The sequence below is a fragment of the Pseudomonas sp. RGB genome, assembly GCF_007713445.1.
Classification (GTDB): domain Bacteria; phylum Pseudomonadota; class Gammaproteobacteria; order Pseudomonadales; family Pseudomonadaceae; genus Aquipseudomonas.
Genome location: NZ_VMSH01000008.1, coordinates 165,408 through 190,765, shown reverse-complemented (window position 1 = coordinate 190,765; position 25,358 = coordinate 165,408). Strand labels below are relative to the sequence as shown.

20 protein-coding genes and 3 pseudogenes are annotated in these 25,358 nt (G+C 60.6%); 22 read left to right on the top strand and 1 reads right to left on the bottom strand.

The window, feature by feature from the left end; all coding sequences use genetic code 11:
* Window positions 1-42: 42 nt before the first annotated feature.
* From FPT15_RS18610 to FPT15_RS18565, 10 genes are all read left to right on the top strand, one after another.
* Entirely contained in the window at window positions 43-1,353 is a 1,311-nt protein-coding gene (locus FPT15_RS18610) for an MFS transporter (protein ID WP_145163520.1), read from the top strand.
* Between the two features lie 348 nt (window positions 1,354-1,701).
* On the top strand, window positions 1,702-2,694 hold the full coding sequence (locus FPT15_RS18605; protein ID WP_145163518.1) for a transporter: 993 nt from the start codon (window positions 1,702-1,704) through the stop codon (window positions 2,692-2,694).
* A 15-nt stretch (window positions 2,695-2,709) separates the two neighbouring features.
* Window positions 2,710-3,891, top strand: coding sequence for an MFS transporter (locus tag FPT15_RS18600; protein ID WP_145163516.1), 1,182 nt, complete (start codon window positions 2,710-2,712; stop codon window positions 3,889-3,891).
* A gap of 35 nt (window positions 3,892-3,926) precedes the next feature.
* Complete coding sequence (locus tag FPT15_RS18595; RefSeq protein ID WP_145163514.1) at window positions 3,927-5,372, top strand: carotenoid oxygenase family protein; 1,446 nt, start codon at window positions 3,927-3,929, stop codon at window positions 5,370-5,372.
* Between the two features lie 233 nt (window positions 5,373-5,605).
* Entirely contained in the window at window positions 5,606-6,457 is an 852-nt protein-coding gene (locus FPT15_RS18590) for a fumarylacetoacetate hydrolase family protein (RefSeq protein ID WP_145163512.1), read from the top strand.
* Between the two features lie 3 nt (window positions 6,458-6,460).
* Window positions 6,461-7,282 carry an IclR family transcriptional regulator gene (locus FPT15_RS18585; RefSeq protein WP_145163510.1) on the top strand — a complete coding sequence of 274 codons (822 nt, stop codon included), beginning with the start codon at window positions 6,461-6,463 and terminating at the stop codon, window positions 7,280-7,282.
* Window positions 7,283-7,303: 21 nt separating this feature from the next.
* A complete protein-coding gene (locus tag FPT15_RS18580) occupies window positions 7,304-8,950 on the top strand; it encodes a bifunctional 3-(3-hydroxy-phenyl)propionate/3-hydroxycinnamic acid hydroxylase (protein WP_145163508.1) in 1,647 nt (548 codons plus the stop codon).
* Window positions 8,951-8,972: 22 nt separating this feature from the next.
* The gene (locus FPT15_RS18575) at window positions 8,973-9,821 is read left to right on the top strand and encodes a VOC family protein (protein WP_145163506.1); all 849 of its coding nucleotides are present in this window, start codon (window positions 8,973-8,975) and stop codon (window positions 9,819-9,821) included.
* Between the two features lie 72 nt (window positions 9,822-9,893).
* Window positions 9,894-11,372, top strand: a complete 1,479-nt coding sequence (locus FPT15_RS18570) for an aldehyde dehydrogenase family protein (protein WP_145163504.1) — start codon at window positions 9,894-9,896, stop codon at window positions 11,370-11,372.
* Window positions 11,373-11,444: 72 nt separating this feature from the next.
* On the top strand, window positions 11,445-12,428 hold the full coding sequence (locus FPT15_RS18565; RefSeq protein ID WP_145163502.1) for a helix-turn-helix domain-containing protein: 984 nt from the start codon (window positions 11,445-11,447) through the stop codon (window positions 12,426-12,428).
* Between the two features lie 27 nt (window positions 12,429-12,455).
* Here FPT15_RS18565 and FPT15_RS18560 read toward each other — a convergent pair whose 3' ends face one another.
* Entirely contained in the window at window positions 12,456-13,391 is a 936-nt protein-coding gene (locus tag FPT15_RS18560; RefSeq protein ID WP_145163500.1) for a helix-turn-helix domain-containing protein, read from the bottom strand.
* 359 nt (window positions 13,392-13,750) lie between these two features.
* Between FPT15_RS18560 and FPT15_RS29810 the strand changes: the two genes are divergently transcribed.
* The 12 genes and pseudogenes from FPT15_RS29810 to FPT15_RS18510 all read left to right on the top strand — a co-directional run bounded on the left by FPT15_RS29810 (window position 13,751) and on the right by FPT15_RS18510 (window position 25,337).
* Entirely contained in the window at window positions 13,751-13,912 is a 162-nt protein-coding gene (locus tag FPT15_RS29810; protein ID WP_178119716.1) for a hypothetical protein, read from the top strand.
* A gap of 42 nt (window positions 13,913-13,954) precedes the next feature.
* A complete protein-coding gene (locus FPT15_RS18555; RefSeq protein WP_145163498.1) occupies window positions 13,955-15,013 on the top strand; it encodes a phenylacetaldoxime dehydratase family protein in 1,059 nt (352 codons plus the stop codon).
* 83 nt (window positions 15,014-15,096) lie between these two features.
* The gene (locus FPT15_RS18550; RefSeq protein WP_145163496.1) at window positions 15,097-15,963 is read left to right on the top strand and encodes a transporter; all 867 of its coding nucleotides are present in this window, start codon (window positions 15,097-15,099) and stop codon (window positions 15,961-15,963) included.
* A gap of 189 nt (window positions 15,964-16,152) precedes the next feature.
* The gene (locus tag FPT15_RS18545; protein ID WP_145163494.1) at window positions 16,153-17,667 is read left to right on the top strand and encodes an amidase; all 1,515 of its coding nucleotides are present in this window, start codon (window positions 16,153-16,155) and stop codon (window positions 17,665-17,667) included.
* A gap of 85 nt (window positions 17,668-17,752) precedes the next feature.
* Entirely contained in the window at window positions 17,753-18,346 is a 594-nt protein-coding gene (nthA, locus tag FPT15_RS18540) for a nitrile hydratase subunit alpha (protein ID WP_145163493.1), read from the top strand.
* Window positions 18,347-18,387: 41 nt separating this feature from the next.
* Window positions 18,388-19,050 (top strand): nitrile hydratase subunit beta, encoded by a 663-nt coding sequence (gene nthB / locus FPT15_RS18535; RefSeq protein WP_145163491.1) that lies wholly within the window; start codon window positions 18,388-18,390, stop codon window positions 19,048-19,050.
* Window positions 19,047-20,297 carry a GTP-binding protein gene (locus tag FPT15_RS18530; RefSeq protein WP_145163489.1) on the top strand — a complete coding sequence of 417 codons (1,251 nt, stop codon included), beginning with the start codon at window positions 19,047-19,049 and terminating at the stop codon, window positions 20,295-20,297. Before nthB ends, FPT15_RS18530 begins: the two co-directional genes overlap by 4 nt.
* A gap of 28 nt (window positions 20,298-20,325) precedes the next feature.
* A pseudogene (locus FPT15_RS18525) lies at window positions 20,326-21,324 on the top strand (PAS domain-containing protein); the annotation flags it as partial.
* Window positions 21,325-21,609: pseudogene (locus FPT15_RS30400) on the top strand (methyl-accepting chemotaxis protein); the annotation flags it as partial.
* A gap of 78 nt (window positions 21,610-21,687) precedes the next feature.
* A complete protein-coding gene (locus FPT15_RS18520) occupies window positions 21,688-23,328 on the top strand; it encodes an AMP-binding protein (RefSeq protein WP_145163485.1) in 1,641 nt (546 codons plus the stop codon).
* Between the two features lie 88 nt (window positions 23,329-23,416).
* A pseudogene (locus tag FPT15_RS18515) lies at window positions 23,417-23,617 on the top strand (alcohol dehydrogenase catalytic domain-containing protein); the annotation flags it as partial.
* Between the two features lie 184 nt (window positions 23,618-23,801).
* Entirely contained in the window at window positions 23,802-25,337 is a 1,536-nt protein-coding gene (locus tag FPT15_RS18510; protein ID WP_145163483.1) for a diguanylate cyclase, read from the top strand.
* Window positions 25,338-25,358 lie beyond the last annotated feature (21 nt).

Sequence of the window (25,358 nt, the reverse complement as noted above, 5' to 3'; positions counted from 1 at the left end):
GAATGCAACACCCTCGATTACAACAATAATGAAGGGCTATTCATGAACACCATCAAAGAGACTGCTCTCTCGGCAGGAGACACCCGTGCCACCCGCGGGTCCAAGTCCGAGCGTTTTGCGATCAAACGCTGGCTCTACCTGATCCCGCTGATCTTCATCACTTACAGCCTGGCCTACCTCGATCGGGCCAACTACGGCTTCGCCGCCGCCTCCGGCATCGAGCAAGACCTGAACATCAGCAAGGGCACGTCCTCGCTGATCGGTTCGCTGTTCTTTCTAGGCTATTTCTTCTTCCAAGTGCCCGGCGCCATCTATGCCCAACGCTACAGCGTGCGCAAACTGGTGTTCTGCAGCCTGATCCTGTGGGGCTTCTGCGCCATGGCCACGGGCCTGGTGACCAATATCCCGATGCTGATGATCATTCGATTCTCACTCGGGGTGGTGGAGGCGGCAGTGATGCCGGCGATGCTGATCTTCATCAGCAACTGGTTCACCCGCAAGGAACGCTCACGCGCCAATACCTTTCTGATCCTCGGCAACCCGATCACCGTGTTATGGATGTCGGTGGTTTCCGGCTACCTGATCCACGCCTGGGGCTGGCGAGAAATGTTCATTATCGAAGGCGCGCCGGCGGTGCTCTGGGCGTTTGTCTGGTGGCGTCTGGCGCGGGATAAACCCGAGGAAGTCAGTTGGCTGACTCGCGAGGAGAAAGACCGACTGGCCGCCACGCTGGCCGACGAACAAAAAAACATGAAGGTGATGCGCAACTACCGTCAGGCATTTACCTCACCCTTGGTGATCAAGCTGTGTCTGGTGCATGCACTGTGGAGCATCGGCGTGTACGGCTTCATCATGTGGCTGCCATCGATCATCAAGCAGGCCTCGGCGTCTGACATCGTCACCACCGGCTGGCTGAGTGCCGTGCCTTACGTGGCCGCAGTAGTGACCATGCTGGCGGTCTCCTGGGCCTCGGACAAAACCGGGCAGCGTAAGCTGTTCGTCTGGCCGCTGCTGGCCCTCGGCGCCTTGGCTTTTCTGGGTTCTTACTTGCTGGGTTCGACGCACTTCTGGCTGTCATTCACTCTGCTGACCATTGCGGCGGCGGCGATGTACGCACCTTACGGCCCCTTCTTTGCGTTGATTCCGGAGTTGCTGCCGGCCAACGTATTCGGTGGCGCCATCGGGCTGATCAATGCCTGTGGCGCGCTGGGCGCGTTTCTCGGTTCGTGGATCGTCGGCTACCTCATCGGCCTGACAGGCAATCCGGGAGCGGCCTATATTTTCATGACCGCAGGCATGCTGGCGGCGGCCGTCATCATGGGGTTAGTGGTGGTAAGCGAGAACCGCAGGTAATAAGACCACTGCTGAAATGATCGGATGGCCCCAGGACAACGATAGCGAGCCCGGGGCCTCGAACTTCCGGTGTCGGCCCTGCTTTGGGCGAAGTCGGTCCCAGTGGGGCGCATTGAGCGCTGTGCCTTGCGGCGTTCAAAACAGTCAGCGCCTGGTTGTTATCACTGCCCTCCTGAATGCCATAAGGCACACCAGGCGTCACGTGCGCCACAAACCATAGCGCCATCAACCTGGCGCTCTCAGTCAACTCTGACCGCTGCGTTCAAGCAACAGCAAAGCTCAAGAATTAAAGTTGAAGCGCCAGGGGAAGCAACCCCAGCTCACAACTCCAATAATAGAGCGACGTCAATGAAACTGAACGCATCCTTGCCAGCGTGCCTGGCTTTCAGCTTCGTATCACTTGCCGCCCAGGCTGCTGAGGGCCCTCCTCCGCCTTCCGTCAGCCAGCCCAGCGGTATCAACCTGGGCGGCACCAGCTTCTACGACGGCTTCGCCGGGCCACCCGGGCTGACGCATCAGACCTACCTGAAGTTCAGTACGTCCAGCAGCATTCGTGACAATGCCGGCAAAGACAACCGCAACTTCGATAACCCGAAAATCAATGTCATTACCCTGATCAACCAATTCAGCTATTACTCACCCAACACCATCGGTGGCGGCGCGCACCTGGGCTGGAGCCTGTTGGTCCCGGTGGTCTCCCTGGACGGCGACTTTGGCGACAACGGTGTCAAGCTCAAGGACAACGGGGTCGGTCTGGGTGACGTCACCGTCGGCCCGCAGATCCAGTTCGACCCGATCGTCAACGCCGAGGGCCGGCCCGTGTTTGTGCAGCGCGTGGCCTTCGATACGATCCTGCCCACCGGCAAGTACGACAAACACAAGGACTTGAACCCCGGCTCCAATTACTTCTCCTTCAACCCCTACTGGGCTGCCACCTTGATGCCGGCACCGCGTTGGGAAGTGAGTTGGCGCTTGAACTACCTGTACAACTTCAAGAACGACGACCCGGCCAGCAGTTCGGCACAGTTCTATGAAGGGCGACCGGTGCGCGACACCCAGGCAGGGCAGTCGGCCTGGGCCAACTTCACGGCCTCGTACGAGGTGTTCCCGAAGGTCTCGGTCGGGATCAACGGCTATTACTTCAGGCAGATTTCAGATGACCAGGCCAACGGCGATCGCCTGAGCAATTCTCGCGAGAAGGTGCTCGGCATCGGCCCCGGCCTGTTCTGGAAAATAACCGAGGACAAGGCCTTCTGGCTCAATACCTATAAAGAGACCGGCGTGGAAAACCGCAGCAAAACCGATTACGCCGTGCAGGTTCGCTACGTTCACAAGTTCTGACTGAGGTGATGTTTGATGAATGCGCTCAACTCCATCGACAGCAAGAAATCACTGGGCGCTATCTGCCTGATGATGGTCATTTCCCTGGGCACGCTGCAGATCCAGCCGATCCTGGGTGGCGCGTTGATTGATCAGCTGGGTGTGCCGCTCAATGCCATCGGCGTGATTTTCGCCGCCGAGCTGATCGCGATGGCCATCGCCTGCGGCGTATGTGCGCTGCTGATGGCACGTGTCGACCGCCGCCGCTTTGCTCTGGTTGCCTTGTTGATATTGGCCGCTGGCAACCTGGTCAGCACCCAGCTTCACAGCCAGGCGTGGCTGGTGGTTTTCAGGGTGATCTGCGGTGCCAGCGGTGGCGCGGTCATGGCGGTGGTGTATGCAACCGCTGCGCTGCGCAGGTCAAAAGACGCGACATTTGCCGTGATCAATATCGGCAACCTGCTCTGGGGCATGCTGCTGGTGACGTCCATGCCGCTGCTCTTGCAGGCGTTTGGCGTGCAAGGTGCCTTTTTCCTGCTGGCCATCACCAGCCTGCTTGCCGCACTGGGTTGCTGGAGAATACCCAGGCACTACTCAGACGCCCATCGCATTGCCCACGGTGCAGCCCGGCCGTTCGGGCTGACCTCCATGCTGCTGATCGCACTGTTTGCGCTGTTGTTTTTCGGGCATTCCGCCCTGTGGGTGTATCAGGAGCGAATCGGCAAGAGTCTGGGCCTGGAGCCCCAGCAAATCGGCGCCATCCTCGGTGGCAGCATCCTGGCCGGCGCCCTGGGGGCGGGACTCTCCGGGATGATCGGACGACGCCTGGGCTTGTTGTTCCCGCAACTGTTGAGCTTTGGCACCGCCTTGCTGGCGACGCTGATAATGGTCTACGGCGACAGTACCGTTGCGTTCGCCACCACGGCTTGCCTGATTCATATGGTGTGGTTTTTCAGCTTGCCGTACCTGCTTTCGATGGCCGCCGAACTGGACCCCTCCGGTCGATTGGCGGGCCTGGGCAACGCCGCGATTTTCGTCGGCCAAGGGCTTGGCCCCTTTGGCGCCGCGCTGGTGGTGGGTGATGGACACTTTCGCGCGGTGGGCTGGCTGGCCGCCTGCGCTTATGTGCTGGCCTTGATCATCTCGTGCCTGGTGGTGGCTCGCTTCCGTCGAGGCGTGAAGCCTTGTGGGCAGGCGCTCTCGACGCAATCGGCCTGAATGTTATTAACGAAACCGATCCATGAGATGAAGCGATGAATACTCCATTCCCCAACACCCCCGAATTTTCCGGGGCGCTGTACACACCCAGCCGCGTCGAAGGCGAGGTGTATGACCTTGAGGTCGAAGGCGCGATCCCCGAGGCGATCCGTGGCACTTTTTACCAGGTGTCACCGGACCCGCAGTACCCGCCCATGCTGGGCACCGATATATTCTTCAACGGCGACGCCCTGGTCAGCGGCTTTTATTTTGCCGATGGCAAGGTTTCGCTGCGCCGCCGCTACGTGTTGACCGACCGATTGGTCGCTCAACGCCGTGAAGGACGCTCGCTCAATGGCGTGTACCGCAACGCCTACACCAACGACCCGCTCGCGGCAAAAAACAACACCACCGCCAACACCTCGGTGATCGCGCACAACAACGTCCTGCTGGCACTCAAGGAGGATGCCATGCCCTGGGCGCTGGACCCGCAGACGCTGGAGACCCTTGGCGAGTGGAATTTCGACGGGCAAATCGACGCTGCGACCTTCACGGCCCACCCCAAGCTCGACCCGGTCACCGGAAACCTGCTGGCCTTCAGTTACGAAGCCAAAGGCGACGGCACACCCGACATGGCCTATTTCGAGATTTCGCCGCAGGGGAAACTGCTGCATGAGATCTGGTTCCAGGCGCCCTACGCCGCGATGGTCCACGACTTCGCGGTCACCGAGCATTACGTGGTGTTCCCACTGATCCCCTTGACGGTGGACGTCGAACGCATGAAAAACGGCGGCCAGCATTTCCAGTGGCAGCCCGACCTGCCCCAGCTGTTTGCCGTGGTGCCCCGCCATGGGCACGCGCGGGACGTGCGCTGGTTCAAGGGGCCCAAAGACGGCTTCCAGGGCCATACCCTGAATGCCTTCGACGCAGACGGAAAAATCTACCTGGACATGCCGGTCACCGGCGGCAATATTTTCTATTTCTTCCCCCAGGCGGACGGCTTCGTACCACCGCCGGAAACCCTGGCAGCCAGCCTGATGCGCTGGGTGTTCGACCTCCACAGCTCGCAGGATGAGCTGCAACCCCAGGCGCTGACGGACTATCCCTGTGAATTTCCCCGCTGCGATGACCGCTACATCGGACGCCAGTATGAACACGGGTTCCTGCTCGCCTTCGATCCGCAGCGGCCCTATAACCCGGCGAATGGGCCGATGCCGTTTCAGTTCTTCAACCTGCTGGCGCACCTCAACCTGACAACGGGCGTCACCGATGCCTGGTTCCCCGGTGACAGCGGATGCTTTCAGGAGCCCATTTTCATTCCACGCTCGGCTGAGGCACCGGAAGGTGATGGCTACGTGGTCTGCCTGCTCAACCTGATTGCCGAAGGCCGCAGCGAACTGGTGGTACTGGACTCGGCTGACATGTCAGCAGGCCCTATCGCACGCATCAAAATCCCGTTTCGCATGCGCATGTCGCTGCACGGCTGCTGGGTGCCACGTTAAGTCGGCCTGGCATTCCCCTCTCCTCCAATAGCCACACCCGTCGCCATCCACCCCCATGGAATGGCGCGGGTTGCTTGGCGTTGGAAATCTCGATTCGATGATCGAACACAAAACCCACATTTATTCCGCAATACGAGATTTATGCATAAATCCCACTTTACAGGATTAATGCATGCGCCTAGATTAACCCCATTACTGCCCCGCTCCCGTTCCCCTTTCCGAGAGGACGCTTCATGAAATTCGCAAGCTTCGTTGTTCAAGGCCGCACGACTTACGGTGTGGTTGACGGTAATCAGATAATCGACCTGGAATCGGTCAAGGCCACCTTTGGTGCCGACCTCAAGCAGGCGATTGCCGCCAACCGCCTGGGAGAACTGACCCAGGCCGTGCTCGCGCCACTGCCACGCGTGGCACTGGCAGACGTGACGTTCCTGCCGGTTATCGCGAACCCCGGCAAAGTGCTGTGCATCGGCATCAACTACGCCACCCACGTGCGTGAAACCGGCCGTGAAATGCCGACTTACCCGATGATCTTCACGCGTTTCGCCGACAGCCAGGTGGCCCACCTGCAACCGATCATTCGCCCCAAGGCTTCGCACAAACTGGATTTCGAAGGCGAGCTGGCGGTGGTCATCGGCAAAACCGCACGGCACGTCAAAGCGACGGATGCACTGGACTATGTGGCCGGCTATGCCTGCTACAACGATGGCAGCGTCCGCGACTGGCAGAAGCACACGATCCAGTTCGTGCCTGGCAAGAATTTTCCGAACACCGGCGGTTTCGGTCCTTGGCTGGTGACCGGCGATGAAATCGGCGACCCCCAGGACCTGGAATTGACCACGCGCCTGAACGGCGAAGTGATGCAACACACCCGCACCAGCGACATGATTTTCGATGTGCGCCAATTGATCGAGTACTGCTCAACCTTCACCGAACTGGCGCCTGGCGATGTCATTGTCAGTGGTACCACCGGTGGTGTCGGCGCCTTCCGCGAACCGCCGGTCTGGATGAAGCCTGGCGATACCGTCGAGGTCGAGATATCCGGTATCGGCATCCTGCGCAACAGCATCGCCGACGAGCAGTAAGCCATGAAGCCATTGTCTGAATCACAAGCCCCGCCGGAACAGGACGCCGATAACAAAGGCTCGAGCCTGGAACGCATGCTGCGGGTCCTGGATTTATTCACCGAAGCCAGCCCGATCTGGGCGGTCGACGTAATGGGCGCGGAGCTCGGTTATACCCGCTCGACCATCTACCGCTACGTTCGCGAACTGGCCGAGGCGAGCCTGTTGTTTCAAGTCGAGGCCGGACGTTACGCGCTGGGCGCGCGGATTATCACCTGGGACCGCCAATTGCGCCTCAGCGACCCCTTGGTGCGCGCGGCACAGTCCCTGGAGCAGGACCTGCCGCGCTGGAGCGAGCAGCAAGTGTGGCTGATCTGCCGGCTGTTCAAGGACCAGGTGGTGTGCATCCACCAACAGGGCGAGTTGTTCAGTGAGGTCAGCTATTCCCGTGGTTCACCCAGGCCGCTGTTCCTCGGCGCCACCTCGAAAGCGATCCTCGCCAACATGACTTCGCGCCAGCACAACCAACTGTTCCTGGAAAACCCCGACGAAGTCCGCGCCAGTAACCTGGGCCACACCTGGGAACAGTTCCGCCGCTCACTGCAGCAACTACGCCGTCAGGGGTATGTCGCCAGCGCGGCTGAAATTGATCCCGGTGTCTACGGCCTGGCGGCGCCGATCCTCGACAGCGACGGCAAGGTGGTTGGCAGCATCAGCTGCGTTCGTCCGATCGAAGAGCGCGACAACACCCTGGAAGCGCAACAAGGGGCACAGATGCTCAGCCTCGCGCAGGCGCTTTCGCAACGTATGGCGGCGCTCACCCACGCCCCCCGACAGCCGGACTGAAACCTTTGGAAGGGAATAACAATGACAACCCTCAACAGCTTCAGCACTCAAGTCCTGATCATCGGTGCCGGCCCCACCGGGCTGACCCTGGCCAACCTGCTCGGCCAGGCCAATGTCGACACGCTGATCATCGACCGCAAGGCCGGTACCGTGACCGAACCCCGCGCCGTCTCGATCGACGATGAATCCCTGCGCACCATGCAGGCGATCGGGCTGGATGACGCCGTACTGCGCGACGTGGTGCCCGGCTACGGCGTGCACTACTTTACCCGCCCGGGCGGTCGTTGCTTTGGCAAGGTCGAGCCCACCGGCAAGGTGTATGGGTTTCCCAAACGTAACGCCTTTCGCCAGCCGTTGTTTGAAAGCACGCTGAAAAACGGCCTTGAGCGCTTTGCGAGCCTGACAGCACGCTTCAATCACGAACTGCTGGAGTTCACTCAAGATCAGCACGGCGTGCGCGCGTTGATCATGGACGCCGATGGCCAACTGCTCGAGGTCAAAGCCAGCTACCTGATCGCCTGCGACGGCGGGCGCAGCCCGGTGCGCAAGCAACTGGGGATCGAGATGGTCGGGTCCAGCTTCGCCTCACGCTGGCTGGTGGTCGACACCGACCAGGACGACGACCCGTTCTGGCAGACCCGCGTGTACTGCGATGCCAGACGCCCGGTCGTGGAAGTACCCGGCCCGCACCGCACACGGCGCTTCGAGTTCCAGCTCAAGCCTGGGGAAGCCGATGCGCAAGCACTGAGCCCCGAGAGCCTGCACACACTGCTTCGTCCGTTCAAGGGGGATGCCCCGGTGTCCATCGTGCGCAAGACGGTCTACACCTTTCACGCTCGCGTTGCCGAGCGTTGGCAGGTGGGCCGCGTCTTTCTCGCCGGCGATGCCGCACACTTGACCCCGCCCTACGCCGGGCAAGGGATGAACAGCGGCGTTCGCGATGCCCACAATCTTGGCTGGAAGCTGATCGGCGTCATCAAGGGAAAAATGGCCGCGACCGCCCTGCTGTCCTACGAAAGCGAGCGGCGCGACCATGCCTGGGCCTTGATCAAGCTGGCCCTGAACCTGGGCGTGGTCATGGCCCCGGCCACCGTACTGCGGGCTCGTTTGATCAGCGCGGCCTTCGCATTGATCGGCCTGGTGCCACCGCTGCGCGATTATTTCCTGCAAATGCGCTTCAAGCCCAAGCCGCGGTTTACCAAAGGCCTGGTGCTGCCCGAAGGCAAAGCGGGAAAGCTGGCCTGTGGGCAAATGTTTCCTCAGCCATTGCTGACCGACGCCCAAGGCCATGCCCACCTGCTGGACGCGAGCCTCGGGGACGGCTTCGCCCTTATTCAATATGGCGACCCTGCCCACCAGCGTCTTGACCAACTGCACCACGGTCTTTGGGACCACCTGGAAGCCAAGCGCATCCTGATCCTGCCCGCGCACTGGCAGACATTGCCCTCGCTCCCGGGCTGCACCGTGCTGCAAGACCGTGAAGAGGCGCTCAAGGGCGTGCTCGGCGACAGCCAACAGTTTTTGCTGCTACGCCCGGATCGCTATATCGCCGCCATCTTCGACATGGCCACCCAAGACCAGACCGCCGAATCATTGCAGACGCTGTTCGGCATCACCCTGACGAACAACTGCGCGGCTGAGCCACGCATGGCACCCGTCTACCCCTGAACCTTCAGCCCCAGAGGTGTTTATGCAAACCTTGCAGACTTCCACACCCGCACGCCTGTGCTATCTGCACCTGGCAAGCAAAGATCCCCAGCAGCAAGTCGAGTTCTATCGGCGTCTGCTGGACATGGACGGCCTGGCGCAAGCCGACGGCAGTTGGCTGCTCCAGGGGCCCCAGCGCGCCATGCTGATTTCGCCCGCCGACCACAGCGGCCTGCTCGCCGCGGCGTACGACCTGGGCAGCCAGCCGCGCTTGAGCGAGTTGCACGCGCGCCTGGTAGGCAAAGGGTGCAGCGTCGAACCGCTCGACTCGCCGTTGCTGGAAGCGGGCGCCTTTCAAATCCGTGATCCCCAGGGACGGCAAACCGTCTTTGGCGTCGCCCGCAACGCATCCACGGCCAACCCCAAGGGCATGCCGGGACGCCTGCAGCACGTGGTGTTCCAGACCACCGAACTGGAAGCGATGATCGACTTCTACGTCAACACAGTGGGCTTCACCGTCTCGGACAATGTCGTGGACGAGCAAAGCGGCCAGCTCACCACCTGTTTCCTGCGCTCGGACGATGAGCACCATTCACTGGCGTTTTTCCGCGGCTCGAAAAACGAATGGGACCACCATTGCTACGAAACCAATGAATGGAACGACATTCGCGACTGGGGCGACCGTTTCGCCAAGGAACGCATCACCCTGTTCTTCGGCCCGGGTCGCCACGGTCCCGGCAACAATCTGTTCTTCATGGTGGTCGACGCTGATCGCAACCGCCTGGAGTTCTCGGCCGAGCTGGAAATCACCGAAGCCAGCCGTCCACCCGGGGTCTGGCCACAAGAGGAATACACCCTCAATTCCTGGGGGCGCGCCTGGATCCGAAGCTGAATACGTTCAACCACAGGGCCTGCCCTCTCCTCCCCTTAAATTGACGCGGCTACCTGCCTCTAAGGTAAGACAATGACAACTCCAATCATCGCGCCCTACGCCATCAACGGCGACCAGTACATCAACGGCACCTGGCGTGCAGGTCGTTCTGCACGACGCCTGGACGACCGCAACCCCTTCAACGGCGAATCCTTGCTGGAAATGCCCCTGGCCTCGGTGGCCGACCTGGACGACGCCTACCAGGCCGCCCGGCGCGCGCAAACCGATTGGGCAGCGCTGCACCCGACCCAACGCAGCGCGCAGTTGGAAAAACTCGCCCAGGTCATCCAGAACCGTCGCGAAGAAATCATCGACTGGCTGATCCGTGAGTCCGGCAGCACCCGTATCAAGGCGGGCATGGAATGGCAATTCACCCTCAGCCTGGTGCGCGAGTGCGCAACGCTGCCGATGCAGGTCGAGGGCCGGATCCTGACCAGCTACAAGCCTGGCGAACAGAGCTTCGTGTTTCGCGAGCCACTGGGGGTGGTCGGTGTGATCAGCCCGTGGAACTTCCCGCTGTACCTGAGCATGCGCTCAGTGGTCCCGGCACTCGCGCTGGGCAATACCGTGGTACTCAAGCCGGCCAGCGATACGGCGATCACCGGCGGCCTGCTGATTGCCCATCTGTTCGAAGAGGCCGGTTTCCCGGCGGGCTCGCTGAACGTGGTAGTCGGCGCAGGTTCGGAGATAGGCGATGCGTTCGTCGAGCACCCGATACCGAGCCTGATCTCCTTCACCGGCTCCACGGATGTGGGCCGCAATGTCGGACGTATCGCCACCGGCGGCAAGCACATCAAGCGCGTGGCGCTGGAGCTGGGCGGTAACGCGCCGCTGGTGGTGCTGGCGGATGCGGACATCGAGATAGCGGCACATGCCGCAGTGGTCGGGCGCTTCCTGCACCAGGGCCAGATCTGCATGAGCGTCAACCGGGTTATTGTCGACCGCTCGCTGTATGCCGACTTCGCGGCGCTGGTGGTCGAGCGCGTGCGCAACCTCAAGACCGGTGACCCGGCCCTGGCCGACACGGTGATCGGGCCGGTGGTCAACCAGAGCCAGCTCGATGGCCTGCTGGGTAAAATCGACGCCGCCGAGCGCGCCGGCCTCAAGCAATTGTGCGGCGGCCAGGCGCGCGGCCTGGTGCTGCCGGCCCATGTGTTCGGCGAAGTGGGCCCCGACCAGGCCCTGGCCCGGGATGAAACCTTCGGGCCGTTGTTGCCGCTGATGGTGGCAGAAAATCAGGCGCATGCCCTGGAGTTGGCCAACGCAAGCGAGTACGGTCTGTCGAGTGCGGTGTTTACCCGCGACATGGCGCGCGGCTTGAGTTTTGCCCGCGGGATTGTGGCGGGCATGACCCACATCAACGACATTACCGTCGATGATCAGCCGAATGCTCCTTTTGGCGGCGAAAAGAACTCCGGCCTTGGGCGCTTCAACGGCCACTACGCTCTGGACGAATTTACCCGTGCACATTGGGTCACCTGGCAAGCCGGGGGCCATCACTACCCGTTCTGATCGCGTGCCAGGATCGGGCAAGGCTCAGCCTTCGCCCGGTCAGCCAACACCAAAAATAAAAAGGGCGAAACAATGAATAATCTAGCCTGTGTGTCCACCGAACAGGTCGTTTGTTCTGACCGGCTGATGAAGTGGAAAGAGTTCATGAGTGATCACCTGGGCCGCACGCCGGAGTATATAAAGCGCCTGGAATCCACCAGCATCGACCCGTTGCAGGACGGCAACTTCCAGGGCCGGCTGGAATACGGTGACCTGGGCCAACTGCGTTTTTGCCGCATGACCGCCAGCGCCCATCGTTACTCACGCCACCTGAGCCAGGCGCTCGACGTGCTCGACACGCCGCGCATGCTGATCCTGCAAATCGCCGGGGTCAGTCATTTCGACCAAGGCCAGCAACACAGCACCGTCGCGCCGGACGAAATGCTGCTGGTCGATTGCGGCAAACCCTTTAGCGTCACGAGCCCCCAGGGCTGCGAGCACTTTCTGCTACTGTTCCAGGGCGCCAACGGGCAACTGAAACACCCCGGCGACATGCACCTGAACGCCCGCAATGGGCTGGGCCGCATGCTGATGCACCTGATCAGCGACGCCTACCAGCACTATCCGTTGCTCAACAGCCACTCGGCCGCACTGATCGGCGACAGTATCGCCGGGCTGCTGGACAACGCGCTGAAGAACAAGCAGGACGAAAAACAACTCGAACATGACTTCCGCTTCTTCAAGCAGAACCGCCTCAAGGCTTATATCGAGCGCCACCTGGCTGACCGCGACCTGAGCACCGAACGCATCGCCAACGCAGAGCAGTGCTCGGTACGCAGTTTGCACCGCGCGTTTCAGGATGAGTTGGGGTGCAGTGTCAGCGAATACATCTGGCAGCGTCGGCTGTCCCGTTGCGCCGAAGACCTGCGCAACCGCGAACAAGCCCATCGTTCCCTGACCGAGATCGCCTATGCGTGGGGCTATGGCAGCAGCTCGCACTTCAGCCGGCACTTCAAATCGACATTTGGCATGTCGCCCCGATTGTTCCGGGAAACGGCCAGCGAAAGCCGGGGTTAGTCGCCAGCCGTTTGCGCATCAAGCGCCTCAACTTCGACGCAAGAGGGTATTGGGCGCAACACCAAAGGCCTTGCGAAACGCGTGACTGAAATGGGAGAAGTCAGAAAACCCGAAGTCCAGCGCCGCCTGGGACACGCTGCGCACCTGGCCGCGCTCGATCGCCTCACGGCTGGCATTCAGACGCTCCTTCCAAATCTCTGCAACCGGGGTTTTCTGGTACCGCGCGAAGGCGCGCGTAACGGTTCGCGTGGACACATTGTGGGCTTGCGCGATGACTTCAATCGACAGGTCCGGCTCGGTCAGGTGCCGTTGAATGTACTTCATGATGCGGCCGTAGAGGTCCAGCTCCTGGTGGGTTGTCTTCAGGTCCTGGAGTTCCAGGCTGATCACCAGCAGGTCAATCAATGCGCCTGAATAACGATTCGAGATGTGCTCATCCTGCAACGACGTCGGTGCGCTCGCAGCCTGTCGCAACATTTCACGCAGTGGAATGACGCCGGGGCGCCGGTCGTCGAGGACCATCGCCGTGTAATCGGCGATCCGTGGCAGACGCTCGGTCAGCAAGGCTCGCGGAATACGGACCAGGTGGTTTTCGGTACCACCGAAGCTGAATCGAAACGCTTGAGTTGCGTCATAAAGAAACAAATTTCCGGTTGCCAGGTTGGCTTTTCTTCCGCCTTGCTCAATTTGTCCATGGCCATTTCGGGAGAAGCCCAACCATAAGTCTTCAGCCGGTCCGCTGCGCAGGTGCCGCTCGGAGCGTTCCCAGTAATGCAGCGGCGATGACAACGAACAGATGTCCAGATCGCCAACAGTGTTGATGGCAAGCGCTCCGTCAAAACTGCTCTGGGACAAGGGTTTGCTATCTGCCGACAGGCAATGGCGGCAAACCACCTCTTTCCAGTAATCAAAGCGACGGGGCGCCGCTACGGCAAGGGTCGAATACTGCGTGCTTGGGTTCATGGCACTGACCTCAACAACGATGCAATTGACGCTCGATAGGTTTGATTTGCGGCCAATATCCAGCCTTCAAAAGCAATTAGCAGGCCAAGCGCAGCCGCAGGCCTCTTCAGGTGCCGCCGTGCGATTTCCATCGAGACGTTCGCCAGGCTTCGGTGCTATCGCCTTCGCCGTCATCCCCATTTAGAAGCACCGCACGTCACGCGGTTGGCTCACGTGCACCAACGCGGACCACAGGTGCAATTGCAGTTCAGCATTGTCTTTTCCAACCAAACGGTTGTCTCGTCGAACAAAGCGCGCCCTCGCCGCCCAGCCTAATTTCCACCTCACAGCAGCTCACCCCACCGCTGATGAGGCATGCCATGCATCGACCCTATTCACAACGAATGGCTGATTCCTCCTGGCTTCTGCAAAGGCGCGACCTCGCACCTGAAGAGTCGGCTTATTGGTTGATTGAATGGTGGGCCATGACGCTGCTGCACCGATGGCAGGTCGCCAAGCGCGACCTGCCGCCGAAGCGCTGACGCCCACCCGTAGGCCTGAACGAAAATAACGAGGAGCTCAACATGGAATCTGCAATCGACACACATCTCAAATGCCCACGCACCCTGTCCCGCCGTGTGCCCGACGAGTATCAACCGCCGTTCCCGATGTGGGTCGCGCGCGCTGACGAGCAGCTGGAACAGGTGGTGATGGCCTATCTCGGCGTGCAATATCGTGGCGAGTCCCAGCGCGAGGCTGCATTGCAGGCAATGCGCCATATCGTCGGCAGCTTCAGCCTGGCCGATGGCCCGCAAACCCATGATTTGACCCACCACACCGACAGCAGCGGTTTTGATAATTTGATTGTGGTCGGGTACTGGAAAGACCCTGGCGCCCACTGTCGCTGGTTGCGCTCATCCCAGGTCAATGACTGGTGGAGTTCGCCGGATCGGCTCAGTGACGGTCTGGGTTATTTCCGCGAAATCACCGCCCCGCGCGCCGAGCAGTTCGAGACCTTGTACGCCTTCCAGGAAAACTTGCCCGGTGTCGGCGCAGTCATGGATACCACCAGTGGCGAGATCGAAGAACACGGTTACTGGGGCTCGATGCGCGACCGCTTCCCGATCTCCCAGACCGACTGGATGAAGCCCACCACTGAGCTGAAAGTGGTCGCGGGTGACCCAGCCAAAGGCGGACGGGTCGTGGTGCTGGGGCATGACAACCTCACCCTGATTCGTTCAGGCCAGGATTGGGCGGATGCCGAGGCGGACGAACGCTCGCTGTACCTCGACGAAATTTTGCCAACCTTGCAGGACGGCATGGACTTCCTGCGTGACAACGGCCAACCCCTGGGCTGCTACAGCAACAGGTTCGTGCGCAATATCGACATGGACGGTAACTTTCTCGACCTGAGCTACAACATCGGCCATTGGCGCTCGGTGGAAAAACTCGAACGCTGGGCCGAATCCCACCCTACCCACCTGCGTATTTTCGTGACGTTCTTCCGCGTGGCCGCGGGTTTGAAAAAGTTACGGCTGTACCACGAAGTGTCCGTGTCAGACGCCAAGAGCCAGGTATTCGAGTACATCAACTGTCACTCGCAGACCGGCATGTTGCGCGACGCGCTGTCGCCAACCGCCTGAGCGCCATCGGCACTTACAGCCCAATTTCGGCTTTCTTGCCACCCTCCCCGGGTGGCCCGGTCTCCCTGTGCGAGGAATAAAAGATGAATAAGATTCGCCTGCTGACACTCTCCACCCTGTTGCCCGCACTTCACGCGAACGCCGGTGAAGTAGCCCCTGGCGACTATGAGCAATACCCGGTCGGCGCGACCATCGGTGCGATTTATTACCAGCACTCCACCACGGACTCGGCCTACGCCAACGGGCACAAGGTCAGCTCTGACTACAGGTTGAGCTCAGACGTCGGCATTCTGCGCCTGCTCCATGTCTACGCGCTCAGTGACACGGTCACCATCGACCCGCAATTCCTTTTGCCGTTCGGGCACGTCTCCAGTGCAGGTGATGCCTCGACGCTGGGCAGTACCCGTGGCGTCGGCGACTTGATCCTGACCGCGCCGGTCAAGTGGCGGCTCAACGAAGCCCGCGACACCCTCAGTGTCGCCCCCTATCTGTACGTACCCACTGGCACTTACGACAAGAATGACGCGCTGAATATCGGTGAGAACCGCTGGAAGTTCGAACTGCAGAGTGCCTACGTCAAGCACTTCACAGAACAATGGGCAATGGACCTGGTCGGCGGCGCTACCTGGTATGGCGACAACACTGATTATGGTGCGAATGCCGACCGTATGAAGCAAGACGTTTCCTACGCAGCACAGATCATGGGCCGTTACATGCCGGACGCCACCACCGCGTTTGCTATCGGCTTCGGGCGCACCTGGGGAGGCGAGACGAACGTCGAACACGTCAATCAGGATAACGAGTTGGGGACAACCAACTTCCGTCTGACGGCCACCAAATTCGTCACCCCCCAGGACCAGATCCAACTGCAGTTGGGCAAGGACCTCTCGGTGGACTATGGCGCCAAGGAGGACTTTCGCATGAACCTGCGTTACGCCCGCATCTTTTGACGCAAGCATCCACCGGACAGCCATCGCAGACCTCTGCTGCCTTGACGCAGGGCTGTCCGGCTCAGCCAAGTCGATGTCTTTTTCAACCAAGCCTGCGACCGCAGGCGCGGACTATCTTGAGCACCAGGCCCACTGATATTGACGAGTACACAGTGCTCTTCGGCCACTGACGATAAGGACCGCCCCACCATGGCAATCGTTCGCCCCACCCTTGAGCAGCTATTGGATATCGCGAGCAGCCTGCACATGCAGCTCAGCCCCGAGCAAGCTGATGAATACTTGCTTCTTATGCAGTCAAGCTTCGACGCTTACGACCTGATTGACGAGCTGCCCGACTTTATCCCGCCTGTACGTTACGAACGCAGCTCGGGCTATCGCCCATCGGCCGCACACAACCCACTGAACGCCTGGTACTTGCGCACGGAAGTCAGCGGCGCCCGTGAAGGCAAACTGGCCGGTAAAACGGTCGCGCTCAAGGACAATATTTCACTGACTGGCGTGCCCATGATGAATGGTGCCAAGCCGCTGGAGGGCCACGTTCCAGCGTTCGACGCCACCGTCGTCACCCGATTGCTGGATGCGGGCGCAACCATCCTCGGCAAGGCCACGTGCGAGCATTACTGCCTGTCCGGTGGCAGTCACACCTCCGACCCCGCACCGGTGCACAACCCTTATCGCCATGGGTTTGCCTCGGGTGGATCGTCTTCCGGCAGCGCGGCGCTGGTTGCCGCGGGCGAGGTCGACCTGGCAGTCGGCGGCGACCAGGGCGGGTCCATCCGGATTCCTTCCGCATTCTGCGGCACCTACGGCATGAAGCCGACCCACGGCCTGGTGCCTTACACCGGGATCATGGCCATCGAAGCGACCATCGATCATGCCGGCCCCATCACCGCCAATGTGCGCGACAACGCCTTGATGCTGGAGGTGATGGCCGGCGCGGACGGGCTCGATCCGCGACAAGCCGCCCCGCAGGTCGACACGTACAGCGATTACCTGGAGCGCGGCGTGAGCGGTCTCAGGATCGGCATCCTGCGCGAAGGCTTCGAACTGGCCAACCAGGACCCGCGCGTGGCTTCGTCTGTACGCAATGCCATCGCACGGTTTTCGCAGCTGGGCGCGCAGGTCGAGGAGGTGTCGGTACCGGAACACAAGATTGCCGGTTCGCTGTGGCACCCCATCGGCTGTGAGGGCCTGACGATGCAGATGATGCACGGCAATGGGGCCGGCTTTAACTGGCAAGGGCTGTATGACGTCGGGTTGCTGGACAAGCAAGCCGGATGGCGCGATCAGGCCAATGACCTGTCGGCCTCTCTCAAGCTGTGCATGTTCGTCGGTCAATACGGTGTCGAGCGCTACAACGGCCGTTTCTACGCCAAGGCGCAAAACCTCAGGCGCCTGGCACGTTCCGCTTATGACGCGGCATTGGCGCGCTATGACCTGTTGGTGATGCCTACCGTGCCGATCATTGCCCAGCCCCACCCGGAGCCGGGTTGCTCGATCACCGAGTATGTGGCCCGAGCCCTGGAAATGATCGGCAACGCCTCCGCCCAGGACATCACCGGCCATCCGGCCATGTCGATTCCCTGCGGCCTGGTAGACGGCTTACCGGTCGGGCTCATGCTGGTGGGCAAGCACTATGCCGAAGGCACGATTTACCAGGCTGCCGCGGCGTTCGAAGCGTCTGTTGACTGGAAAAACTCTTAGCCGGTCCTGCAGCGCCAAAAGAAGCAGCGCAAAAAGAATAAGCCGTCAGGCGCTGCCTGGAAGATCAACGATGAGGAATCAACCCATGACCACACCTGAAAAAAACACGTCAACCCCGGGCGAACGAGCACAGGCGTTACTGCAAGTGCTCAAGCAAAAGGACCTGATCCCCGACGGTTACATCGAGCACATGACGCAGCTGATGGCGCACGAATGGAGCCCAGAGAATGGTGCTCGGATTGTGGCCAAGGCCTGGGTGGACCCGCAGTTTCGTGAACTGCTACTCAAGGACGGCACCGCAGCGTGCGCCCAGTTTGGCTACACCGGCCCGCAGGGTGAATACATCGTTGCCCTGGAAGACACGCCCAGCGTGAAAAACGTGATTGTGTGCAGCCTGTGCTCCTGCACCAACTGGCCTGTGCTCGGCTTGCCGCCGGAGTGGTACAAGGGCTTCGAATTCCGTGCGCGGCTGGTTCGCGAAGGGCGCACCGTCCTGCGGGAATTGGGCACGCACCTGCCGGCCTCGGTCACCATCAAGGTGTGGGACACCAGCGCCGAAAGCCGCTACCTGGTGCTGCCTGTGCGGCCGCAGGGGAGCGAATCCATGGATGAAGAAGCGCTTCGAAAATTGATCACCAAGGATGTCCTTATCGGCGTGGCGCTACCGCACGTAGCGTAAACGGGGCGCTTTGTTTCTTTCACTTTTCAGAGGTATTCACGATGGATGGTTTTCACGATCTCGGTGGTTTTCAAGGCTTTGGCAAGGTCCCTCATACCATCAACAGCCTGAGCTACAAACAGGTGTTCAAGCAGGACTGGGAGCACCTGGCCTACAGCCTGATGTTTGTCGGTGCCGATCACTTGAAAAAGTTCAGCGTGGACGAAATACGCCACGCCGTCGAACGCCTGGATGTTCGTCAACATGTCGGCACCCAGTACTACGAACGCTATGTCATCGCGACCGCCACCCTGCTGGTCGAAACAGGCGTCATCACCCAGGCGGAACTCGATCAGGCCCTGGGTGCTCACTTCAAGCTGGCGAATCCCGCTCATGCTGAAGGTCGCCCGGCGATCACCGGTCGAGCGCACTTTGAGGTGGGCGACCGAGTGCTCGTGCGAGACGAGTATGTGGCCGGGCATACCCGCATGCCCGCCTATGTGCGTGGCAAAGAAGGCGTGGTCCTGCACCGCACATCCGTGCAGTGGCCATTCCCGGACGCGATTGGCCATGGCGACCTGAGCGCGGCGCATCAGCCCACCTACCACGTCGAGTTTCGCACTCAGGACCTGTGGGGGGACGCCGCAGATGAGGGTTTGGTGGTGGTCGACCTGTTCGAAAGCTACCTGGATAAGGCCGCAAGCCAACCTGCGGTGAACACATGATTGACGGCGCCCAGGCGGGCCGACTGCCGGTAACGGTACTTTCCGGCTTCCTCGGCGCCGGCAAAACCACCCTGCTCAACCATATCCTGCGCAATCGCGAAGGCCTGCGGGTGGCGGTCATCGTCAATGACATGAGCGAAGTCAACATCGATGCCGAAGAGGTGCAGCGCGACGTATCACTGCACCGTGGCCGCGATGAGTTGATCGAGATGAGCAATGGTTGCATCTGCTGCACGCTGCGCGCCGATCTGCTCGAACAGATCAGTGCCCTGGCACGCCAGCAGCGTTTCGATTACCTGCTGATTGAATCCACCGGGATCTCCGAGCCCATGCCCGTGGCGGAGACGTTCGCTTTCCTGGACGCACAGGGCTTCAGCCTCAGCGAACTGGCACGGCTCGATACGCTGGTGACGGTGGTCGATGGCAGTCGTTTTCAGGCGTTGCTGGCGTCGCCGGACACCGTGGCACGCGACGACGCGCAGGAGGACACACCCAAGCGCCCTCTGGCGGACCTTCTGATCGAGCAGGTGGAGTATGCCAACGTCATTCTCGTCAACAAACTGGACCTGCTCGATGAGCCTGGCTACCAGGCCGTGCACGCGATCCTCGCCGGCCTTAACCCGACCGCGCGAATCGTGCCGATGGTTGAGGGTAACGTTGAGTTATCCAGCATCCTCGATACCCATCTGTTTGATCTGCCCAGCCTTGCGGCGTCGCCGGGCTGGATGAAGAAAATGGAGGCCGGCGACGCACCGGCCTCCGAGTCGGACACCTATGGCGTGACGTCCTGGGTGTACCGCGAGCGCGCGCCTTTTCACCCACAGCGATTGTTCGACTTTCTCCAGCGGCCCTGGTGCAACGGGCGTCTGCTGCGCAGCAAAGGTTACTTCTGGCTCGCCAGCCGACACCGGGAAACCGGCCTGCTGGTGCAGAGCGGCAAGCAGTTCCAGTGGGACTATGTCGGCCACTGGTGGAACTTCATCGAGCCGTCGCAATGGCCGCGGGATGAATATCGGTTGCAAAGCATCATGGCCAAGTGGGACAGCATTGTCGGGGATTGCCGGCAAGAGCTGGTCTTCATCGGCCAGGATCTGGATACCCACACGTTGCAGCGCGAACTCGACCACTGCCTGCTGAGTGCTCAGGAAATCGCCGCCGGCCCGTCGGCCTGGCAAGCCCTGCCGGGGGCGACAGCCTTCGACGCCCGGGCCTTGTCGACATGCCCGACGCCCTCGCTTGCAGGCTGAACCCATTTGATCGAGGTAGAGGTGTTCCATGCTTTTTTTCAGCCGAACCACCCGCTGGGTACTGGCGCCACTTGCCGACAGGCTGGAGCAGCCTGACCAGGCGAGCACGCCGTTATCGTCGAACCACCCGTTATTGCGCCGCATCCTTGCAGGCGTCGAGCAACTGCTGCAGGAGCGACAAGCCCTGAAGGAGCAAACGCGCGCACTGACCTTGCACGTCAGCCAATTGGACGAGCGCCTGGCTGACCGCGACAAACATTTGCGCCAGTTGCAAGCACGCTGGGCACTGATCACCCGAGGCGCAGATGAACTGTTCTGGTCGCTGGACCTGGAGGGCGCCGCCGCACCCGCGGCGGAGTCCAGGATGGAGTGGACGGGGTCTGCATCGATCCAGGCCCAAGGTATTGATCAGCTTGGCCGTTGGAGCGAACAGCTACACCCGGCTGATCGGCAACCGCACCTGGAGGCGCTTGCCAGGCATCTTGCCGACCGCAACGGGCGGACGCCCTTTGCGCTCGAGGTGCGGATGAAGTCTGCATCAGACGGTGACTATCGATGGTGCAGGATCAGCGGCGATTCATGTCGCGATACGCAAGGCGTACCGCTCGCCATCGGTGGGACCCTGCGTGACATTCACGACCAGCACCTGCACACCGAAGCGCTCGAACTGGCGGCCACACGTTTCGACATTTCCCGGGAAATGCTGCATGACGGGCTCTGGGACATCGAGGTCGTGGCTGGCGACCCTGCGAACCCGACAAATACCATTTGGTGGTCTTCGCAAATGCGCCGGCTGCTGGGGTGCAGCACGGTTGAAGAGTTCCCCAACACCCTGGAAAGCTGGACCTCGCGCCTGCATCCCGAGGACAGCGCGCGGGCAATCGCAGCGTTTGTCGCCCACGTTGATGACCGCAGCGGCAAGACCCCGTTTGATGTGGATTATCGACTCAAACATAAAAGTGGCGCTTACCGCTGGTTTCGCGGCCGGGGGCAAACGCGCCGCGCGCAGGACGGCTCACCGCAAAGAGTGGTGGGTGCCATCACCGATATCCATGCCCACCATGAAGAAAGCACGATGCGTGAGGCTCAGGCGGAACAACATCGGGTGATGCAGGAAACCCTCAGCAAGTTGACCCAGATTGTCGCCACCATCCAGGGCATTGCCAGCCAAACCAACCTGTTGGCGTTGAACGCCGCCATTGAGGCGGCGCGCGCGGGCGAGGCCGGGCGCGGATTTGCCGTGGTCGCCGATGAAGTGCGCAAGCTGGCCACCCGAACCAGCCAGGCCACACAGCAAGCAGCCGAAATGATGGACAGCTAACACCTTGAAAGCGCGTGCACTGGGCCAGTGCACACAGGGCATATTCCAACAATAATAATCAGGTACGTTATGCGCGATTACGACTCAGCAGTGAGATCTTTCGATTATCTACAACTGGCCGCCCAGGACTTGCACGGCGACCTGGATGCCTTGAACGCATGCATCGAATGCTGCGACCGGCACGCCGACGGTGATGCCGTGGCGTTGTATTGCGAAACCCGGGATGGCCACGCCACGCACTACACCTTCAGCGAACTGCAGGCACAGGCTGCGCGCTTCGGCAACTTTCTGCGAGAGCAAGGGGTCAAGCCGGGCGAACGTGTAGCAGGCCTGATGCCACGCACGGTTGAACTGTTGATTGCCATTTTGGGTACCTGGCGCATCGGCGCGGTCTACCAACCGCTCTTCACTGCATTCGGCCCAAAGGCGATCGAGCAGCGGTTGGGCTGCTCCGAGGCACGCTGGATCGTGACCGATGCCCATAATCGCCCCAAGCTCGACGAGGTCACTGACTGCCCCCCTGTCATCGTGACCGGCGCTGATCCACGGCGCCCGGGTGATTACGACTTCTGGGCCGCCCTGAGTCGTCAACAGGCGGATTGCGCGCCTGAGTTGCTGGACGCCAGCGCACCGTTCCTGCTGATGTGCACGTCGGGTACCACAGGGCCGGCCAAGCCACTGGAGGTACCGTTAAGCGCCATTCTGGCCTTCAAGGGCTATATGCGTGATTCGATTGACCTGCGAGAGGACGACCGTTTCTGGAATCTCGCCGACCCCGGCTGGGCCTATGGTTTGTACTACGCAGTGACCGGCCCGCTGGCGTGTGGCCGTGCCACGCTGTTCTATGACGGGCCTTTTGCGGTGGACAGTACCTGCCGGATCATCGCCAAGTATGCGATCAGCAACCTGGCCGGCTCGCCGACGGCTTATCGTCTGCTGATCGCGGCAGGGGCTGAGTTCGCCGACGCCGTGCGTGGCCACCTGCGTGTCATCAGCAGCGCCGGCGAACCGCTCAACCCGCAAGTCATCCGTTGGTTTGCCGAAGAACTCGGCGTGGTCATCCACGACCACTACGGCCAGACCGAAATCGGCATGGTGCTGTGCAATCACCACGGCTTGCGCCACCCGGTACGTGAGGGCTCGGCCGGTTATGCGGTTGCGGGGTACCGGATTGTCGTGCTGGATGACGCACATCGGGAATTGCCGACTGGCCGGCCAGGCGTGCTGGCGGTGGATCGCGAGCGCTCGCCCCTGTGCTGGTTCAACGGCTACTTCGATATGCACACCAAGGCCTTTGTCGACCGTTATTACTTGAGCGGCGATATCGTGGAGCTCAATGACGACGGCAGTATCAGCTTCGTCGGCCGTAACGACGACGTGATCACCACGTCCGGTTATCGGGTCGGGCCTTTCGATGTGGAAAGTGCGCTGATCGAACACCCGGCGGTGGTTGAAACCGCCGTCATCGGCAAACCCGACCCGCAACGCACCGAGCTGATCAAGGCGTTTGTCGTACTCAACCGTCAATACCTGCCAAGCGCCGAGTTGGCTGAAGTCCTGCGCCTGCATGTGCGACAGCGCCTGGCCGCACATGCGTACCCACGGGAAATCGAGTTCGTCGAACAATTGCCCAAGACACCGAGTGGCAAACTGCAGCGGTTCATTCTGCGCAACCAGGAAATGGCAAGGCAGCAGGCGCTCGACACATAAGGCCGGGGCCGTCGGGAGCGGCTACGTGTGTACAGCACGGCGCGAGTGTTGTGCTAAGCCGCTCGGAATTCCAGCGCAGAACCCTGGAGTTGTCAGGGACATCACCCGGTGGAAGGTCGGCGACCGTGTGACGGTGCCCTTTGCAGGCGGATGTGGCGCGTGTCGCGAGTGCAACTGCGGTAACCCGCAAGTCTGCACTACCCAGTTTCAACCGGGCTTCACTCATTGGGGGTCGTTTGCCGAGTACGTCGGTATACACCAGGCCGACCTGAACCTCGTCGCACAGCCGGCGTGACCGCGTTCTAGACTCAATCACCTGCCACCGGCAATGTGCAGGTGTGTGGGCTCCTCGCTTACTCTATAAACGCCGTATTGCCGTACCTGATCTATAAAGATATTGGCAGGTGTGCCGATAATCGAGAAAGCCCTTCAGGCGGTTGCAGTTCGTTTTGGCGATGAGTAAGGAACACGAAATGATGCCTTTTCGTAAGAGCGCCCTTAAAGCATCCGACGTGACCCTTTGCATTCTTGTGTGCCTGGCCGGGGTGGCCGTAACGAGCTTGGTACTGATTCTTTACCACGGGTCAGAGCAGCGCACCGTTGCCGTTGCGTTCCAACTGGAGGTTGACGAACGATTCAGTCGCTTGCAGCGACGTTTTACTGTTCAAGACTTGAAACTGGACACCGTCAGGCGTTTCTTCATCAACGCCGACGATGTCACGGAAAAGGAGTTTATGGGGTTCGTCACGCCTCTCGTCGAGGAGGGCGAAACGTACGGTTGGGTACCGAGGATTCTCGAGCAGGATCTACAAGTGTTTCACACCAAGGCGCTGCTCAATGGTACGAGTGACTTTGCGTATCATGAGATCAATCCAATCACCGGTGCCGAAGCCCCCCTCACCCGCCGCCCGGAACACATGGTCTTGCTCTATTTATCCAAGCGCGATGACGTGAAGGTTACCCCTGGCATGGATGTCATCGCCCGCCCGGATCGCGAGGCCCTGTTGAAGAAGGCACGAGAAACACATCAAATGGTCGTGTCGGAACCGTTGAAAATGAGCAATGGCCAGGCCGGGGTTTTCTTTGTCGCTCCCGTATTCAAAGAGTCCTCCGAGGCGCCAGTGAACGATGAAGGTTTGCAGGGCTTCATCGTCTCGACAATGCGCTTGGCCTCCTTGATGGAACAAAGCATTCCGTTACCCAGTCTGCAACGACTGAACGTGACGCTGTCATTGACCGACACACAGCATCAGGAAGACAACATTTATCAGAGCTTATCGCCGGCTGCCCCATCGCCGCTTTACGCTCAGCGCGTGTTGAAAGTAGCCGACCAACACTACTTGATGCGGTTTCGGCCAACCTCAGCCTTTTTGAGCTCCAACAGTCACGCATCGTTTATCAGTCTGATTGCCGTATTCGGAACAGGATTGACGCTGCTGATGACGTTGATGGTGTACTTGCTGATCACGCAGCGCGCGCGGGCCCTGTCTCTTGTTGAAGAGCGCACGCAAGCCCTGCGTTTATTGAACATTACCGACCACCTGACGGGCGTGTATAACCGCAGGCACTTCGAAGAGCTGATGGAGCGCCTGCTCATTGAGGCTGACACCCACTACCAGCCTCTATCGCTGATCATGTTCGACGTTGATCACTTCAAACGCATCAACGACAGCAGGGGGCATCAGTGCGGTGACAACGTGCTGAAGGCATTGTGTACACGAATACGTTCGGCAACGCGCAAAGCCGATCTACTGTGCAGAACAGGTGGCGAAGAGTTTGCCTTGATCTGCCCGGGTAGCGAACTGCACGACACAAAGCGGCTGGCGGAAAAGCTTCGAGCCCTCGTCAGCGCCCTGCCCTTTGAGGAGGCGGGTCAGGTAACGTGCAGCTTCGGCGTCGCGGCGTGGGTGCCATCGGAGTCATTTGATGCTTTCATGCGGCGTGCGGACAGCGCTATGTACAGTGCTAAATCAAAGGGTCGTGATCAAGTCCAGCTTGCCAATGCGTAACAAGCCGGATGCAGGGTTATC

Bases quoted from the DNA above. Each gene is read 5' to 3' on its own strand.
- FPT15_RS18545 (WP_145163494.1), top strand. From the start codon at position 16,153: ATGGCAATCGTTCGCCCCACCCTTGAGCAGCTATTGGATATCGCGAGC.
- FPT15_RS18610 (WP_145163520.1), top strand. From the start codon at position 43: ATGAACACCATCAAAGAGACTGCTCTCTCGGCAGGAGACACCCGTGCC.
- FPT15_RS29810 (WP_178119716.1), top strand. From the start codon at position 13,751: ATGCATCGACCCTATTCACAACGAATGGCTGATTCCTCCTGGCTTCTG.
- FPT15_RS18595 (WP_145163514.1), top strand. From the start codon at position 3,927: ATGAATACTCCATTCCCCAACACCCCCGAATTTTCCGGGGCGCTGTAC.
- FPT15_RS18510 (WP_145163483.1), top strand. From the start codon at position 23,802: ATGATGCCTTTTCGTAAGAGCGCCCTTAAAGCATCCGACGTGACCCTT.
- FPT15_RS18530 (WP_145163489.1), top strand. From the start codon at position 19,047: ATGATTGACGGCGCCCAGGCGGGCCGACTGCCGGTAACGGTACTTTCC.
- FPT15_RS18600 (WP_145163516.1), top strand. From the start codon at position 2,710: ATGAATGCGCTCAACTCCATCGACAGCAAGAAATCACTGGGCGCTATC.
- FPT15_RS18565 (WP_145163502.1), top strand. From the start codon at position 11,445: ATGAATAATCTAGCCTGTGTGTCCACCGAACAGGTCGTTTGTTCTGAC.
- FPT15_RS18575 (WP_145163506.1), top strand. From the start codon at position 8,973: ATGCAAACCTTGCAGACTTCCACACCCGCACGCCTGTGCTATCTGCAC.
- FPT15_RS18520 (WP_145163485.1), top strand. From the start codon at position 21,688: ATGCGCGATTACGACTCAGCAGTGAGATCTTTCGATTATCTACAACTG.
- FPT15_RS18590 (WP_145163512.1), top strand. From the start codon at position 5,606: ATGAAATTCGCAAGCTTCGTTGTTCAAGGCCGCACGACTTACGGTGTG.
- FPT15_RS18570 (WP_145163504.1), top strand. From the start codon at position 9,894: ATGACAACTCCAATCATCGCGCCCTACGCCATCAACGGCGACCAGTAC.
- FPT15_RS18605 (WP_145163518.1), top strand. From the start codon at position 1,702: ATGAAACTGAACGCATCCTTGCCAGCGTGCCTGGCTTTCAGCTTCGTA.
- nthB (WP_145163491.1), top strand. From the start codon at position 18,388: ATGGATGGTTTTCACGATCTCGGTGGTTTTCAAGGCTTTGGCAAGGTC.
- FPT15_RS18555 (WP_145163498.1), top strand. From the start codon at position 13,955: ATGGAATCTGCAATCGACACACATCTCAAATGCCCACGCACCCTGTCC.
- nthA (WP_145163493.1), top strand. From the start codon at position 17,753: ATGACCACACCTGAAAAAAACACGTCAACCCCGGGCGAACGAGCACAG.
- FPT15_RS18550 (WP_145163496.1), top strand. From the start codon at position 15,097: ATGAATAAGATTCGCCTGCTGACACTCTCCACCCTGTTGCCCGCACTT.
- FPT15_RS18560 (WP_145163500.1), bottom strand. From the start codon at position 13,391: ATGAACCCAAGCACGCAGTATTCGACCCTTGCCGTAGCGGCGCCCCGT.
- FPT15_RS18580 (WP_145163508.1), top strand. From the start codon at position 7,304: ATGACAACCCTCAACAGCTTCAGCACTCAAGTCCTGATCATCGGTGCC.
- FPT15_RS18585 (WP_145163510.1), top strand. From the start codon at position 6,461: ATGAAGCCATTGTCTGAATCACAAGCCCCGCCGGAACAGGACGCCGAT.